We start from the raw sequence: 14,946 nt of genomic DNA, 5'->3' as shown, positions 1-14,946 counted from the left end.
TATTAAGGTTCAATTGCCATAAACGGTGGAACCACATCAGCATTTTGTGCGCGGTGACGCATAAAATGATCCATTAATACAATAGCTAACATGGCTTCAGCAATAGGTGTGGCACGTACACCAACACAGGGATCATGACGACCTTTGGTCAATACATCGGTATCTTGACCTTGAATATCAATGGTTTTACCTGGGGTAGTAATACTTGCCGTAGGTTTCAGTGCAATTGCAACACGAATGGTTTGTCCCGATGAAATACCACCTAAGATCCCCCCTGCATGGTTAGCAAGGAAACCATCACTGCTCATTTCATCACGCGTCTGATGACCAAACTGTTCAGCGACCGCGAAACCATCACCAATCTCCACGCCTTTGACCGCATTGATACTCATCATCGCATGCGCAATATCAGCATCTAGTCGATCAAAAACAGGTTCACCCCAACCCACAGGTACTTTTTCAGCTAAAATTTCTAACTTCGCACCACAGCTGGTACCTTGTTCACGTAATGAAGTCACTAATGTTTCAAAACGTGGTACTGCATCAACATCGCCACAGAAAAATGGATTGTTAGACACTTCATTCCAATCCAGTTTAGTCGCTTTCTCAGTACCAATTTGTGTCACATGGCCACGAATCAAGATTGCAAACTTCTCGGCAAGATATTTCTTCGCAATCGCACCCGCTGCAACTCGCATTGCGGTTTCTCGTGCACTTGAACGACCGCCGCCACGATAGTCTCGAAAACCATACTTTTGTGTATACGTATAATCGGCATGACCAGGACGGAATGTTTGAGCAATATTGCCATAATCTTTAGATTTCTGATCAGTATTACGAATTAACAAACCGATTGATGTACCTGTAGTTTTCCCTTCAAATACACCCGAAATAATTTCGACTTGATCTGCTTCTTTACGCTGTGTGGCGAATTTTGAAGTTCCTGGTTTACGACGATCCAAATCATACTGTAGATCCTGTTCACACAGTTCAAGTCCTGGCGGTACACCATCAACAATGGCCATAAGACCTACACCATGTGACTCACCACAGGTGGTCACACGAAAAAGTTGACCTATACTATTGCCGGCCATATGCATAACTCCTTATGCAGTAACAGATTGAATAAACACATCACGATATTTACGGCATTGTTCAGCAGTCAAAGCAAATATACCTGAACCGCCTTTAGCGAACTGTAGCCAATGCAAATCAACGGTATTAAAGTTTTGGCGCATTGCCCATTCAGAATTACCAACTTCAATCACAATCAAACCATCTTCGGTGAGATAGTCAGCAGCTTGAGCCAGCATTTTACGCACCAAATCCAAGCCATCTTGACCTGCTGCCAAAGCCATTTCAGGTTCATGATGAAATTCTTCTGGTAAATCAGCCATGTCTTCAGCATCCACATAAGGTGGATTAGACACGATGAGATCATATTGATTTTCAGCTGGAATTTTAGCAAACAGATCAGACTCTAACAAAGCAATCTGGTATTGCATGTTATGGTGCTCAGTATTAATTGAAGCAACTTCTAATGCTTCTTTCGATAAATCAGTTGCATCTACCTCTGCATCTGGGAAAGCATAAGCCAAGGCAATCGCGATACAGCCAGAACCCGTACACATATCTAAAATACGACGTGGTGTTTGTGGATTGCTATTTTCTGGTAAGGCATTTCGTGCTTCGCGCATTTGACCATGTTCATCTAAACAGTAAGGTGCAAAACGTTGTTGTATTAATTCAGCAATAGGCGAACGAGGAATCAGTACGCGCTCGTCTACATAAAATGGTTTGTCACAGAAATATGCCAAGTTTAACAAATATGAAGTCGGCACTTTTTCATTGATACGGCGCTCTAACAGTGCCAAGAATTCAGCTTTTTCACTCGGTAGTAATTTGGCATCTAAGATTTCAGCATCAGCATTCCAATCGAGTGATAAAGTCTGCAATACCAAAGCTGAACTTTCAGCAAAATAATCTTCCGTACCTTGACCCAAGTGTGCATCATATTGACGTAATGCAGACACCCCAAAACGAATAAAATCGCGTATGCTCACGAGGTGTTCAGCGGCTTCCTGTAATTGTTCAGGGCTTATAGTCGGTCGATCCACTTAGGGCGTCTCCAAGATCAGGTGATTCAAAACGCCTTATCATACCTTGTTTTATGTGTTTTTTTAATGTCTATTGCACAAACTACAAAGCAAAAATATGCATCAGCTCAAATAAAAATGGTGCTGTAAGTACAGCACCACGATTTCAACACCAATTTCTATATTTTTTATTGTTATTTTTATTTCAGTTTTAAATGATATTTTTCAGTTACTAGTTTGATTTTTATACCTTTATACAAACGAGATTTAGAATCTTCTGATTTAGTCACATGAACATAGAACTGATCATCTTCAACTAGGCGTGCATAAGTCTTAAAGCCTATCTCCAATTTACTTGGTGTATTCCCTGCTTTTTTAGACTCTTCGATAAGTTGATTCACTGCATCAGTATTTAAATCTTTCATTTATTCAACAACGTGGTGTATTCAAGATATTTATTTTATAACATTCATATTTTACACTTTCATGAAATACACCCAGCTCACACATTTGATTAATTATTTTCACATAAATTGTATTCACAAAATTCATCCCCACCTTATACTAAGTCAAAATTTTGAAATGAAACTTTTTAATGAGCTACAAACATAATGACTTATTGGCGATGCGCCAAAGTTATTGGGGTGATGAACACTCAGAACGCGTGCAAAGTGAAAAGCAATATTTTCAACAATTGCTTAATGAATATCAAATCTTTACTGAAGCCAGTATCGATGATGCAAAATACTTCTTTTTCTCCCTACCCAGTATCATTATCGTTAAAGGTTATGCGTTAGGTTTTACCAATCAATTGGTTAAAAATATGATTTTAGATTTTGTTCATGCACACAAAGTCCAGCTATCTCAACGCCAAATTATGAAAATCAAGTTTCGGATTTAAAGCAGCTATTTTTTAATTTGCCTGCGTTGTTCAGAGGATTAAACTTTTTTTATGCGCAGATAAGCTGTAAGATGCCTTAGACCCACTTATCTGCCGCTTGTATAAAGGACTTAATGTTCATGTCAGATCAAAAAGAGAAGCTGAAACAGTTAAAAACCTCCTCTATGGATAGACGCCTGTCATTGGCTAAAGCCTCTTTACTTGCTGGAACCCGCTGGGCAGCATCAAGCGCAAGCCATTTTTTTTCAAGTGAAGAAGATAAGGAACTGAATCGAAAAAAAGCGCTCAAAGAACAAGCTGAATATTTAGTTTCTGAGATTGGCAAACTTAAAGGTTCAATTGTTAAAATTGGTCAAATGATGGCCTTGTATGGTGAACATTTTCTACCAGAAGAGGTTACTCAAGCACTCAATACTTTGAACAACCAGACTGTGGCATTGGATTGGCCTGTGATTCAACAACAGTTACACATGCAACTGGGTGGCAAATTAAATGAACTCACTATTGATCCTGAACCATTAGGCACAGCCTCATTGGCACAGGTACACCGTGCAACACGTAAATCAGATGGTCAGGAGCTGGTACTCAAAGTTCAATACCCAGGTGTTGCAGATGCAATAGATTCAGATATGAATCTATTTAGAAATATGCTTAAACTCACACGAATCGTACCGCAAACACGTGAGTTTGATCAGTGGTTTGAAGAAGTGCGTGAAATGATGCACCGTGAAGTAGATTATGCCTTAGAAGCAGATACAACACGACGCTTTGCTGCACGCTTAACGGATGACCCACGTTATATCGTGCCTGAAATTATTGATCAATACTGTGCCCCTCAAGTGCTTTGTATGACCTTTGAGCGAGGCGTGCCAATTAATAGCCCAGTCATGCTTTCTCTCCCACAACAACGCCGGAATCAATTGGGCGAAGCTTCTCTTGAAATCGCAATTCGAGAAATCTTTGAATGGGGTGAGATGCAAACAGATCCAAATTTTGGTAACTATTTGGTTCGTTTAGGTGACGGTGATACGCAGCCTGATCAAATTGTATTACTCGATTTTGGTGCAATACGTCAGTTTGACCCACAATTACTTCAAGTTGCACGCAATCTGATCATTGCAGGCTATGACCATGATTCACAAGCCATGGTGAATGCGATGACAGGATATACATTTTTTGATGCTATGCCGCATAGTATTAAACCAGATATGGCAAAAGTGTTTTTATTGGCAACTGAAGCATTTAGTAGCCTTGAAAATAATCCAGAGCTACCTGCGGGGGTCATGGATGAACAACATCGCTATGATTGGAAGAAAAGTCAATTGCATAGTCGTGTTATGCAACGTGCTTCTAAATCAATGGCCTCACGTTATTTCAGCATCCCCCCGAAAGAGTTCATGTTTATAAGTCGTAAGTTTATAGGTGCTTATACCTTTATGACTGTCATTGAAGCGAAAACTAATGTTCGTGCAATGATCCAGCCTTTTATCGGTGTTACAAGCTAAAATAGCTGAACAAAATACGACTCAAGCCGTAAAACAAGTTTTACGGCTTTTTTAATTCGTTGCTCAACTTAAAAATGGATATATACAACGAATGGATCATATAGATATTGTTGTTGATGAGCGCGGTGATTATCTTGATCATGCAGCTTTGATTTGGGCTGCTGCGACAGCTGCACGTGATGCAGACAGCGAACCAGCCACATTACAACAAGCACGTCCAGTGATTCTAAAGGTACTTTCACGCTCTCCACTTGCATTTTTGCTGCTGGCCATCGTCCACGAAAATGTTGTTGGCTTTGCCGCGCTTGCACCACATCTAGATGAACAACAATCCGCTGAGCTGGTCTATTTGGGTGTAAATCCTCTATATTGGCAGCGTAATATTGGTAAAAAATTACTGAGCGCGTTATTGCCCATCGCCGCAAGCAAAGGATTTAACCGCGTATATCTGAATGTCTATTGCGACAATATGAACGCCATAAGGCTTTATGAGCGTCAAGGATGGCTGCGAAGCAGTGTTCCTTTAGAAAACCCAAGAACAAAGCGGCTCGAACAACGGTTTTGGATCCACACGACTGCATAGCCGCATTACAGAAAGCTATTTCAAACACAATTGCGATGTTATAGAGCACTGCTGTCCTAACAATGCAGATCAATGACCTCAATATTTTTTAAGATCTGCTCAATAATTGTCAATTTGGCCAATTCCACAAAAAAAATCATCGAGATAAAAACAAGTTAATTCTTTTAATTCATATGGATATCAATTTTAAAAAGTGTATTAAATTCACTGATATTTGCATCGATATATCGTCAAGCCTGACATAGTTTTTAAACAAAGAGCGTGTCACTATTTCGCTTACTCGTCGAATAATTACACAGGACTCAATGATGACCAACATGACGAAGAAAGCACAAGGTATAGGATTGGCCTTTCTTTCAAAGATCGCAGGAAGTGATGTAGTTGACCAACTCAAACTGAGAAAGATCATTGAGAAATCACTGTACCATGGCGCAAAGACTGGTTTTAAAACCTTATCTCACACACAAAAAATTTTAAAACCTAACAACCAGCAAAAAAAACAACGTCTCATCAGCACGCACAGCGATTTGTTTGATCTTAGCCTCAGTCCTGAACAACAAATGACTTGTGACGCTATGCAACAATTTGCCCAAAAAGTGCTTTACCCTCTTGCTCATGCAGCAGATCAACATGAAACTTTTCCAACAGAACTTTGGCAACACGCCCAAGATCTTGGACTCAATTTTTATGCCCTTCCCGAAGCCTATCAAGGTGTTGCTGCAGAAAAACAAATGGTGACCCATGTACTTATTGCTGAACATCTCGCGCGGGGAGATTTTAGTTTAGCTGCAGCTCTACTGTGCAACTTTAGTGTGATTAACTGTATCTCACAGTGGGGCTCAGAACAGATTCAAAATACTTATCTCTCAGCTTTTGCCGACCAAGAAAATCTGCAAGCCAGTTTTGCTGTGCAAGAAGCGACTCCCGCCTTTCATCCATTTCGCTTAAATACCCAAGCACATTGTCAGGATGGACAGTTTTATATCAATGGTGAAAAAACACTCGTATTACTTGGAGAAACTGCGGATTTTCTATTGGTTAGTGCTGAGTTTAATCAACAACCTGAAGTTTTTGTTGTTGAGCGTGATGCAACGATCCAATGTAAAAAATCACCTGCCATGGGCCTTAAAGCAACCGAAACCGTAGATCTGATCTTTAGCCAAACACCAGCACAACGTTTAGGCGACGAAGATTTTGATTATGCTGCTTTTGTAGATCTTGGCAATCTCATGTGGTGTGCGCTGGCTGTGGGTTGTTGTGAGGCAGTCAAAAGCTACTGTATCGATTATGCCAATCAACGAACTGCCTTTGCTGAACCGATCTCACATCGACAAAGTATTGCCTTTATGATTGCTGATATGGCAATAGAAATTGACGCCATGCGAGTCTTGGTTCTCAATGCTGCAAGTCTAGCTGAAACAAATCAAACTTTTCATCGTGAAGCCTATTTAGCAAGGTTACTCTGTGCTGAGAAAGCCATGAAAATTGCAACAGATGGCGTACAAATATTAGGTGGTCATGGTTATACCAAAGAACATCCTGTTGAACGTTGGTATCGCGACCTTCGTGCAACTGCAATTTTACATGCTGGCTTGCATGCCTAATTCACAGCTTTAAAGGAATAACCATGAATTTACAAACACCTAGAAAATTTAAAATGTTACTCGATCAGGCCAATGAAGTCGCGATCAATGTTTTACGCCCAATATCTAGAAAATACGATAAAGCTGAGCACCAATATCCCAAAGAGCTCGATATGCTTGCTGCTTTAGTGGATGGTATGAATGAGGGCGGTGATGGTCTCAATGCAGGTGCTGCTGTAGGCAAACGTGGTGCACAAGATGAGCAAAATAAAAATGGCGTCAATATGTCGACCGCATTGAGTGTAATAGAGATGTGCTATGGCGATACAGCATTATTGCTTTCAATGCCACGCCAAGGTTTAGGTAACTCAGCCATTGCTGCTGTCGCCAATGAAGAGCAATTAAAACGCTTTCATGGCATATGGGCAGCAATGGCAATCACCGAACCTGATTGCGGCTCTGACTCTGCGGCCATTCGTACCACGGCGCAAAAAGACGGCGATGAATACATCTTAAATGGAGAAAAAATCTTTGTTACCTCAGGTGAGCGTGCTGATGCGGTGGTGGTTTGGGCAACTTTGGACAAAAAATTAGGCCGTGCGGCAATTAAATCTTTTGTGGTACCGCACGGTACAGCTGGTATGACAGTTGAACGTCTTGAGCATAAACTTGGGATTAAAGCTTCTGATACTGCAGCGATTAGTTTTGTTAACTGTCGCATTCCAGCCAATAATTTGTTAGGCAATGCTGAAATTGATGTTGCCAAAGGTTTTGCGGGGGTCATGGAAACTTTTGACAATACTCGACCTTTGGTTGCGGCCATGGCTGTGGGCTGTGCCAAAGCCTCATTAGAACGTATCAAAGAAATTTTTAAAGATGATTTAGATCCAGACTATGCAACCCCCTATTTACACTGTTCCAATATTGCTGCACAAATTTATCGTATGGAGGCTGAATGGGAAGCTGCACGTTTACTCATGTTAAAAGCCGCTTGGATGGCTGATAATCGCAAGCCTAATTCAAAAGAAGCGTCTATTTCCAAAGCAAAAGCGGGCCGAATTTGCAATGAAATCACATTAAAATGTGTCGAACTTGCAGGGCCGATGGGATACAGCGAAGTTGAGCTGTTAGAAAAATGGGCACGAGATTCAAAAATTTTAGATATTTTTGAGGGGACACAGCAAATTCAGCAATTGATTATCGCTCGCCGTGAACTGGGCAAATCCTCTAGTGAATTAAAATAAGCAAAAACCACTAAGATATTGATTAAAAAAGAGACCCTAACTTACTCAACTTGGTCTCTTTTTTAATCTATTTTAACGATGCTCCCCACAGCCTGAACTATTCCAGCTCTTTACGATGCCCTATTGTCGCCTTGCAATATGCCTCAATATTGGCATGGCGTTCTTGTGCTGCACTCACTTGTGGCTGACGCTATCCCTGTGTATGTCTATAGCCAGAAGATTTCCCAGCAATAATATTGAAAAATATCGGTTGTTTGATTTATTGCTGCGGAACTACACGCGGTAAGCACAACTGAAATCAAAATCATGCTAATGAATGATGTCGAAGTACCATTTTCTCTATTGATGAAATTTCATGGATTGTGACTCGCTGTAAGCCTAAAAAATAAAGGCAAAGCACCTTCGAACTCATTAGATTGACATGTTTTGATTTGACTCAATGCTAAGCTAGGTTATGATCAAAGCAATCATCTAAAATATAAGAGTAAAAACGCTATGAATTTTAATAATAAAGTTGTGATTGTCACTGGAGGTGCAAGTGGCATTGGTTTAGCTACAGTCCGTGCTTTTTGTTCAAAAGGCGCTAAAGTAGTTATCGCTGATTTAAATGAACAAGGTCAAATCCTCAGTGATGATCTCAATCAGCAAGGTTATATCACGACATTTTTTAAAATTGATGTGCGTAATGAACAAGAAAATAATGATTTAATCCAATACACAATAAAAACCTTTGCTGCTTTAGATATTGTATATGCAAATGCCGGAATTGCTGCTGACGGGCCAATTGACCAACTCCCCTTAGACCGTTGGCAAAAAACCATCGATATTAATTTAACCTCTGTCTACTTACTCAATAAAGCTGCAATTGAATATTGGTTAGCTCAAGAACAAACAGGTATCATTGTGAACTGTGGCTCTATACATAGTTGGGTGGGTAAAAAAGGCGTAACAGCTTATGCAGCCGCAAAAGGTGGAGTAAAACTTTTAACCCAAACACTAGCGATTGATTATGCCAGTAGAGGAATTCGTATTAATGCTGTCTGCCCAGGCTATATTGATACACCGTTATTAAGTGCAGCCGATGTTCGACAAAAAGAAAATCTTGCAAAGCTTCATCCAATTGGTCGCCTCGGTCGACCAGAAGAAGTGGCCAATGTAGTGCTTTTCCTTGCCAGTGATGAAGCCTCATTTGTGAATGGCACAGCTGTATTGGTCGATGGTGGTTATACAGCACAATAATCGACATTCACTTCACTTTATTTCACCAGGGTATAAATGTTTATACACTATATCTGGTATAGACAAGATCTCTGTTGTCTTAGCAGATGATCTTGCCCTATCTCGTATGAATACTAAAAACTAAAACAGCAATAAGTAAATCACAAGAAGCTATTGAAGTTTATCCATCGACAGTTTTTGCTGCATTTTTTTGCAAATAAATAGGAGAAATCTAATATCGTTTTTCTGAAACTATTTCAAAATTTCTAGAAGCATTTCATGCCACTTTTCGCCACCATGACTTGATTCAGAAACTTTACTATATTTAAAGCCAAACTTTTCATATAGCTTAACGTATTGATCCTTACACATTAAGTGTATTGCTCTCTTTTCTAAATCGACTACTGATTTTATAAACGCATTCATCAATTGAGAAGAATAACCAAGTCCCTGAAACACGGGATCAATTACCACAGACATAATTACAACATTCGCAGCAGTAGACGAATGACCTATTAGCTCTTTAAAGTTTTCATCAGACATCACAACCTCATCTGTACATCCACTATTAATGAAACCTATGATGTTGTGATCCGATTCTAAAACAATGAACCCTTCTGGATATTGCTCTGCCCGTACTTTAATTTTTTCACGAGTAGCAGCCTCCTCTAGCGGATAAGCTGAAGACTCTATTTCAAAGCAGCGATCAATATCACTTGGTGTAACTTGACGGGTTGAAAGATTCATTTAAAGCACCTTACTCATTGTAAAAGAAGAAATCTTGATATTTTAAAATACTTTTAGAGTGTGTAAGATGCAATTTATTGTTTTAAAAAATGAATATTATGCATTTCATTCCAAATAACTTTGATCTTAATCTGCTCATCGTATTTAGTGCTTTGTATAAACACCGAAATGTCAGTCATGCTGCAGAGTCCTTATTTATCAGCCCATCAGCATTTAGCCATGCTCTAAATAGACTCCGATCCGCATTACAAGATCCTCTTTTTGTAAGAGTTGATGGTGAAATGAAACCAACAAAAATAGCTGAAAAAATAGCTCCAGCAATTTTTGATAGCCTTGAAATACTATCAACTCAATTATTTAACAATGAGGAATTCGATTATAAGAAAAGCAGTTATAAATTTTCTATCGCAGCAACAGAATATACCATTTTTAGTATTCTACCCTCACTGATTAAAAGATGTAGAACATTAGCACCCAATATTAGCCTGAAGATTATTCATGAAAGTAGAGAAAATTCTTTTAAAAATATGCAGTTGGGAAAAATTGATTTTACTATTGGTTATTCAGAACAAGTCGAAGAGCTGCCCAAGGATTTAGAGTCATTTAAGTGCTTTAAAGATAAGTATGTTGTAGTTGCGCCTAAAGGCAAATATCAATCTATTAATTTGGAAGAATATATCCAAGCGAATCATATACGTATTAATGCATGGCATGAACACAATGGAATTATTGATCAATCCTTAAAGAAAATTGGACTAAAAAGAAATATAGTCGTTGAACTACCTAACATCATGAGTAGCCCTTACCTAATAGAAGGCTCAGATCTAATTATCACATTACCGTACAAAGCAGCAATTGTACTTCAAGACTTTTATTCTATAGAATTTTTTGAATTACCTTTTCGTGTTCCAGAATATCAAGTTAATATATTTTCAGTAAAACAAGACGAATTGAACCCCGCTCAGACTTGGCTAATCAATCAAATTAAAGATTTAAACTGGCAATAGATAAGACGATCTTAACTCTAGACTCTAAAGCAAATATTGCTCAACAATCCATAGTTGTTATAGATTGAGCTTGCCCCAAATATTCATTCTTTATAAGGAAAATCACCTCGAATATTTTTTTAATCTATTCATCGTGATTGCTTTTAAAGCATTGTTTAAATTTTAACAACACTCCTTATGCTTCACTATTTATTGTTTCATTAAATATATTAGTTAAAACCAAAATAAGTTTAAATATTTATTCTGATTAGGGATTAGCTCATCATATTACATCAGCAATACATCTCGCCTCATTAAAAAAAGATGAAATCATTGTATATCCGAGCATAACAAGTACTTACCTGTCTACTGAGCTTTTTAGCAATACATATTTGGGCTTTTTGAAAATAAGATCGTCAATTCAACATGCGATACTCTAAATCAATATTCAACCATGCCGCAATGTGCATTAGGGAATTTAGAGAATGAGTAAAACTATTTTAATTACTGGTGCTGCAAGTGGCTTTGGAAAAATTGCTGCTTTTGACTTGGCCAGAAAAGGATACAATGTTATTGCAACGACAGAAGTATACCCTCAAATGAGTGATCTCATCCGAGAGTCCAAGGAATTAGGTCTTGAGCTTGTCGTTGATAAATTAGATATTACAGATGCTCGTGATATTGAATATATCGTAGAGAAATATGAAATCGATATCCTAATAAGTAATGCGGGAATTATGGAAGGTGGACCAATTGCTGAGCAACCCTTGGATTTGATTCGCTCTATGTTTGAGGTGAATGTTTTTGGTGGTCTTAAACTTTCACAGGGCTTTATCAAAAAATGGATTGAACAAAGTAAACCAGCAAAAATTGTTTTTACAACTTCAATGGGAGGACTTTGGACTGTGCCTTATGTTGCAGCATATTGTGCATCTAAGCATGCGATGGAGTCTATTGCTGAAGGATTAAAAACAGAGCTTGCTCCGTTCAATATTAAAATTGCAACCTGTAATCCAGGGGTATTTGGTACAGGATTTAATGATCGTGGTGTGGATTCAATTTTTCGTTGGTATAACCCTGAAAAAAACTTTACCCCAGCTGCAGTTTTTGATGACATAGCTGAATCACTTCATGATCAATTGGATCCGCAGTCAATGGCAGACACCATTATTCATGTTGCATTGGATGATCAGTGTTATTTCAGAAATGTGCATCCTAAAGAAACTGAAGATTTTGTGAAACAATTACAAGCAGATGCATGGATAGCTAAAAGTTAAGTTATTCAATCTAAGCAAAAAACCATAATCAGTGTATTTTTTTGATCAATTCAATGAGAATAACGATGACCTATGATGATGCTTCAAATGTTTTAAATACTGCTATAGCAAAAGCAAATCAACTCAATGTTGCTGTGACCATTGCTGTGGTTGATACAGGTGGACATTTATTATCACTGGCACGACTCGATAGTGTGTACGGTGTAGTAGATTTTGCAATTAAAAAAGCTAAAACTGCAATGATGTTCGGTTTAGATAGCGATATCATGGGAAATATTATGAATAGTGCAGAAATGAATAGCTATGGTATGCTGAACAGCAATGGCGGGCTTTTAACCGTAGCAGGTGGCGTTGTTATAAAAGATAAACAAGGGAAAATTATTGGTGCGATTGGTTCATCAGGTGGAACCCCTGAACAGGATAAGGAAATTGCAGCTACGGGTGCAAAAGTTTTTTCATTAATTTAAAGCATTGAAGAAGATGGAAGCAAAAACAGAAATTATATTTGATAAATTAGTGTATTCCTGTGCCTTTAAGCAATATAGAGGATTTGAGGATTTTATATCAGAATATTTTCTTGGGTTTCAAGTCTCAGGTGAAACCCATGCTTTCCACGCAGATCAGAAAATTGTCATCAAAGAAAATACCATTATCTTGGTAAAAAAAAATCAGCTCATACGAACAATTAAATATCCTTCCTTATCTGGAAAATATGAGTTTATTTCCATCACGCTAGATCATGATGAACTTTATCAATATGCCTTCGAGAATAAAATCATCATCGATGACCAATATGATATTGAACCGATAATGATTGTTGAAGCAAATGATTTTTTGAACACATACTTTCTGTCACTCAGTCCATATATTCATAAAACCAAACAAGCTACACCTAAATTGGCAGCATTAAAAATTAGGGAAGCAATTGAGCTTTTACTTCAATCCAATCCAGATTTTAAATATATTCTATTTGACTTTTCTGAACCCTATAAAATTGATCTTGAAGAATTTATGAATCAAAATTATATGTTCAACGTACCTATAACAACATTTGCACAATTAACAGGCAGAAGCATTTCAGGTTTTAAGCGTGATTTTTCAAAAATATTTCACACCTCTCCCAGAAAATGGTTAAGAGATAAGCGGCTTGAAGAAGCAATGTATCGTATCAAGTATAATCAAGAAAAACCTGTAGATTTCTACCTTGATTTGGGTTTTGAAAACTTATCACATTTCTATTATGTATTTAAAAAAAAGTTTGGACTGACAACTTCCGAACTCATTTAAATCTTTTAAAACCTTATGGACAGTTAAAACGAAACTTAATTACAGGTGGCAATAAAACAAATAAAAAGCGCCTAATTTAGGTACTTAATTATTTTCAAAATCAATAACTTATATTTTATTGGCGTAAATCAGGCGTAAACACATAGTTATCCACAGGTTAACACCATGTAATTAAGCCAATAATATCATGCCTATTCGGGCCAAGCGTCTATCAATTTCTCTTTATCAATTCGCTCTGCATCACAGCTTCTTGCCATTTTTGTATATTCTGCTGTGCACTGCTCGAATACGTCTGACTGGATGATGATGTACTTAATAATGGTTTCTCGGGAAGCGTTGGACAAACTGCGCTTTGCTTCACTGAGTTGCTTTGACAGGCTGTTAGCTGCACGATCGGCAGCAAGAGCATCATCGTTAGCAGCTTTGATTTTTTGATTAGCATTTTGTTCTGCCTTTAATAGATTGGATTGATATGTTTTTTGCTTGGCCAAGGCTTCGGCTTGTGCTTTAGCTATGGCTTGCTCATATGGTTTTACTGCTTTGGTCACTTCGGTTTTTACTTTGTCTTGGCATTCAACTTTTAGCTTTTTAATATCACCAGCTAAGCTGTTTAATTGGGCGGTTTGCCAAACTGTATACAGCAACAAAATAATAATCATGGTCCAACGTTTGTTATTTAAAATAAATGCGAGGATCTGCATTAGTTCTCCCCCATGCACTTTTCATAACGTGCTTGCTGACGAGTCCAAACGCCATAGCAATTGCTTGAACGAATACTGCAGTCTTTCTTGCTGACGTACTTCCACTTGAGCAATGACTTGCATGCTCGAGCGTGTTGGCCAGACTTCAAGTTACGAAGCATTGAAGATCCAGACCAAGCTCCAGTACCAAATTGATAGGTGAAATCCATATACAGATCATATTCAGCTTGGGATAACTTTACGCCTTGCAACGATTTATTAAATCGTTGTGCATCTTTGGTCATGTGGATCTGCAGATATTCCATACTGGTCTTTTTATCGATCGGTTTATCCGTGATTTTTACCTTTTGGCCATTTGGATGCACTGTAGATCCATAACCGATTGTTGCCACCTTTCCAGAGTCGTAATAAGGCTTAGAGCTAAAGCCCTCGTAGTTCGATGTAAATAGAACACCTGCAGCAGAAATAGCAGTGGCCAAGGTAACGGCATATTTAGTCTTTGACATTGCACTGCCCCTCTAATTCTTTAAGCTTTAGTTGGTGGATCTGGTTAGCACGTTTGTTTTCTTGACGCTTGTAATGCCAGTTGATTGCTGCCGTAAATAGCGCGATACCAATACCAAACCATGCGATAACATCGACTTGAGCGAGGTAGCCCGCTAGGCCACCAACTGTGGACCAGTATGTTGTTTGTGTTGCAACTGATGGTGATGACGTTGTTGCCATCTCAAACAGAGCATTTTTATTCTCAGACACTTTATTTTGTCCCATAAAAAATCCCAAGCTCATTTAAGCTTAGGATTTAGTGGGGTTTGTTG

The 14,946-nt window shown here is 38.4% G+C and carries 17 protein-coding genes; 10 read left to right on the top strand and 7 right to left on the bottom strand.

The genetic code is table 11. From position 1 onward, the window contains the following. Window positions 1-2: 2 nt before the first annotated feature. The 3 genes from aroC to Aru01_RS01820 all read right to left on the bottom strand — a co-directional run bounded on the left by aroC (window position 3) and on the right by Aru01_RS01820 (window position 2,521). Window positions 3-1,094, bottom strand: a complete 1,092-nt coding sequence (aroC, locus tag Aru01_RS01830) for a chorismate synthase (RefSeq protein ID WP_016656324.1) — start codon at window positions 1,092-1,094, stop codon at window positions 3-5. A gap of 12 nt (window positions 1,095-1,106) precedes the next feature. Next, window positions 1,107-2,117 (bottom strand): 50S ribosomal protein L3 N(5)-glutamine methyltransferase, encoded by a 1,011-nt coding sequence (prmB, locus tag Aru01_RS01825; RefSeq protein ID WP_016656325.1) that lies wholly within the window; start codon window positions 2,115-2,117, stop codon window positions 1,107-1,109. A gap of 179 nt (window positions 2,118-2,296) precedes the next feature. Further along, the gene (locus Aru01_RS01820; protein WP_016656326.1) at window positions 2,297-2,521 is read right to left on the bottom strand and encodes a hypothetical protein; all 225 of its coding nucleotides are present in this window, start codon (window positions 2,519-2,521) and stop codon (window positions 2,297-2,299) included. 170 nt (window positions 2,522-2,691) lie between these two features. Between Aru01_RS01820 and Aru01_RS01815 the strand changes: the two genes are divergently transcribed. The 6 genes from Aru01_RS01815 (at window position 2,692) to Aru01_RS01790 (ending at window position 9,151) form a co-directional block, all read left to right on the top strand. Beyond that, window positions 2,692-2,997, top strand: coding sequence for a hypothetical protein (locus Aru01_RS01815; RefSeq protein ID WP_016656328.1), 306 nt, complete (start codon window positions 2,692-2,694; stop codon window positions 2,995-2,997). Between the two features lie 119 nt (window positions 2,998-3,116). Next, entirely contained in the window at window positions 3,117-4,502 is a 1,386-nt protein-coding gene (locus Aru01_RS01810) for an ABC1 kinase family protein (protein ID WP_016656329.1), read from the top strand. A 91-nt stretch (window positions 4,503-4,593) separates the two neighbouring features. Beyond that, window positions 4,594-5,085, top strand: coding sequence for a GNAT family N-acetyltransferase (locus Aru01_RS01805; RefSeq protein WP_016656330.1), 492 nt, complete (start codon window positions 4,594-4,596; stop codon window positions 5,083-5,085). Window positions 5,086-5,393: 308 nt separating this feature from the next. Continuing rightward, window positions 5,394-6,689, top strand: a complete 1,296-nt coding sequence (locus Aru01_RS01800) for an acyl-CoA dehydrogenase family protein (protein ID WP_016656331.1) — start codon at window positions 5,394-5,396, stop codon at window positions 6,687-6,689. Between the two features lie 23 nt (window positions 6,690-6,712). After that, window positions 6,713-7,912: an acyl-CoA dehydrogenase family protein gene (locus tag Aru01_RS01795; RefSeq protein ID WP_016656332.1), complete on the top strand. Its 1,200-nt coding sequence runs from the start codon at window positions 6,713-6,715 to the stop codon at window positions 7,910-7,912. 495 nt (window positions 7,913-8,407) lie between these two features. Continuing rightward, complete coding sequence (locus Aru01_RS01790; protein ID WP_016656333.1) at window positions 8,408-9,151, top strand: SDR family NAD(P)-dependent oxidoreductase; 744 nt, start codon at window positions 8,408-8,410, stop codon at window positions 9,149-9,151. Between the two features lie 231 nt (window positions 9,152-9,382). On the opposite strand, the gene Aru01_RS01785 is transcribed toward Aru01_RS01790, so the two are convergent. After that, window positions 9,383-9,877 (bottom strand): GNAT family N-acetyltransferase, encoded by a 495-nt coding sequence (locus Aru01_RS01785; RefSeq protein ID WP_016656334.1) that lies wholly within the window; start codon window positions 9,875-9,877, stop codon window positions 9,383-9,385. An 89-nt stretch (window positions 9,878-9,966) separates the two neighbouring features. Between Aru01_RS01785 and Aru01_RS01780 the strand changes: the two genes are divergently transcribed. From Aru01_RS01780 to Aru01_RS01765, 4 genes are all read left to right on the top strand, one after another. Continuing rightward, complete coding sequence (locus Aru01_RS01780) at window positions 9,967-10,884, top strand: LysR family transcriptional regulator (protein ID WP_016656335.1); 918 nt, start codon at window positions 9,967-9,969, stop codon at window positions 10,882-10,884. A 464-nt stretch (window positions 10,885-11,348) separates the two neighbouring features. Further along, on the top strand, window positions 11,349-12,140 hold the full coding sequence (locus tag Aru01_RS01775) for an SDR family oxidoreductase (RefSeq protein ID WP_016656336.1): 792 nt from the start codon (window positions 11,349-11,351) through the stop codon (window positions 12,138-12,140). Window positions 12,141-12,205: 65 nt separating this feature from the next. Continuing rightward, window positions 12,206-12,607, top strand: coding sequence for a GlcG/HbpS family heme-binding protein (locus tag Aru01_RS01770; protein ID WP_016656337.1), 402 nt, complete (start codon window positions 12,206-12,208; stop codon window positions 12,605-12,607). Window positions 12,608-12,620: 13 nt separating this feature from the next. Further along, window positions 12,621-13,427 carry an AraC family transcriptional regulator gene (locus Aru01_RS01765; protein WP_016656338.1) on the top strand — a complete coding sequence of 269 codons (807 nt, stop codon included), beginning with the start codon at window positions 12,621-12,623 and terminating at the stop codon, window positions 13,425-13,427. Between the two features lie 191 nt (window positions 13,428-13,618). Here Aru01_RS01765 and Aru01_RS01760 read toward each other — a convergent pair whose 3' ends face one another. From Aru01_RS01760 to Aru01_RS01750, 3 genes are read right to left on the bottom strand one after another with little or no spacing between them, the layout of a single operon-like run. Next, on the bottom strand, window positions 13,619-14,128 hold the full coding sequence (locus tag Aru01_RS01760; RefSeq protein ID WP_016656339.1) for a hypothetical protein: 510 nt from the start codon (window positions 14,126-14,128) through the stop codon (window positions 13,619-13,621). Beyond that, the gene (locus tag Aru01_RS01755; protein ID WP_016656340.1) at window positions 14,128-14,634 is read right to left on the bottom strand and encodes a lysozyme; all 507 of its coding nucleotides are present in this window, start codon (window positions 14,632-14,634) and stop codon (window positions 14,128-14,130) included. The genes Aru01_RS01760 and Aru01_RS01755 overlap by 1 nt, the downstream gene beginning before the upstream one ends. Next, on the bottom strand, window positions 14,621-14,899 hold the full coding sequence (locus Aru01_RS01750; RefSeq protein ID WP_016656341.1) for a holin: 279 nt from the start codon (window positions 14,897-14,899) through the stop codon (window positions 14,621-14,623). The genes Aru01_RS01755 and Aru01_RS01750 overlap by 14 nt, the downstream gene beginning before the upstream one ends. Between the last annotated feature and the right edge of the window lie 47 nt (window positions 14,900-14,946).

The organism is Acinetobacter rudis, assembly GCF_000829675.1.
GTDB lineage: Bacteria > Pseudomonadota > Gammaproteobacteria > Pseudomonadales > Moraxellaceae > Acinetobacter > Acinetobacter rudis.
This window is presented reverse-complemented; position numbering and strand designations above follow the sequence as displayed.

Bases quoted from the DNA above. Each gene is read 5' to 3' on its own strand.
- aroC (WP_016656324.1), bottom strand. From the start codon at position 1,094: ATGGCCGGCAATAGTATAGGTCAACTTTTTCGTGTGACCACCTGTGGT.
- Aru01_RS01820 (WP_016656326.1), bottom strand. From the start codon at position 2,521: ATGAAAGATTTAAATACTGATGCAGTGAATCAACTTATCGAAGAGTCT.
- Aru01_RS01815 (WP_016656328.1), top strand. From the start codon at position 2,692: ATGAGCTACAAACATAATGACTTATTGGCGATGCGCCAAAGTTATTGG.
- Aru01_RS01810 (WP_016656329.1), top strand. From the start codon at position 3,117: ATGTCAGATCAAAAAGAGAAGCTGAAACAGTTAAAAACCTCCTCTATG.
- Aru01_RS01805 (WP_016656330.1), top strand. From the start codon at position 4,594: ATGGATCATATAGATATTGTTGTTGATGAGCGCGGTGATTATCTTGAT.
- Aru01_RS01800 (WP_016656331.1), top strand. From the start codon at position 5,394: ATGACCAACATGACGAAGAAAGCACAAGGTATAGGATTGGCCTTTCTT.
- Aru01_RS01795 (WP_016656332.1), top strand. From the start codon at position 6,713: ATGAATTTACAAACACCTAGAAAATTTAAAATGTTACTCGATCAGGCC.
- Aru01_RS01790 (WP_016656333.1), top strand. From the start codon at position 8,408: ATGAATTTTAATAATAAAGTTGTGATTGTCACTGGAGGTGCAAGTGGC.
- Aru01_RS01785 (WP_016656334.1), bottom strand. From the start codon at position 9,877: ATGAATCTTTCAACCCGTCAAGTTACACCAAGTGATATTGATCGCTGC.
- Aru01_RS01780 (WP_016656335.1), top strand. From the start codon at position 9,967: ATGAATATTATGCATTTCATTCCAAATAACTTTGATCTTAATCTGCTC.
- Aru01_RS01775 (WP_016656336.1), top strand. From the start codon at position 11,349: ATGAGTAAAACTATTTTAATTACTGGTGCTGCAAGTGGCTTTGGAAAA.
- Aru01_RS01770 (WP_016656337.1), top strand. From the start codon at position 12,206: ATGACCTATGATGATGCTTCAAATGTTTTAAATACTGCTATAGCAAAA.
- Aru01_RS01765 (WP_016656338.1), top strand. From the start codon at position 12,621: ATGGAAGCAAAAACAGAAATTATATTTGATAAATTAGTGTATTCCTGT.
- Aru01_RS01760 (WP_016656339.1), bottom strand. From the start codon at position 14,128: ATGCAGATCCTCGCATTTATTTTAAATAACAAACGTTGGACCATGATT.
- Aru01_RS01755 (WP_016656340.1), bottom strand. From the start codon at position 14,634: ATGTCAAAGACTAAATATGCCGTTACCTTGGCCACTGCTATTTCTGCT.
- Aru01_RS01750 (WP_016656341.1), bottom strand. From the start codon at position 14,899: ATGGGACAAAATAAAGTGTCTGAGAATAAAAATGCTCTGTTTGAGATG.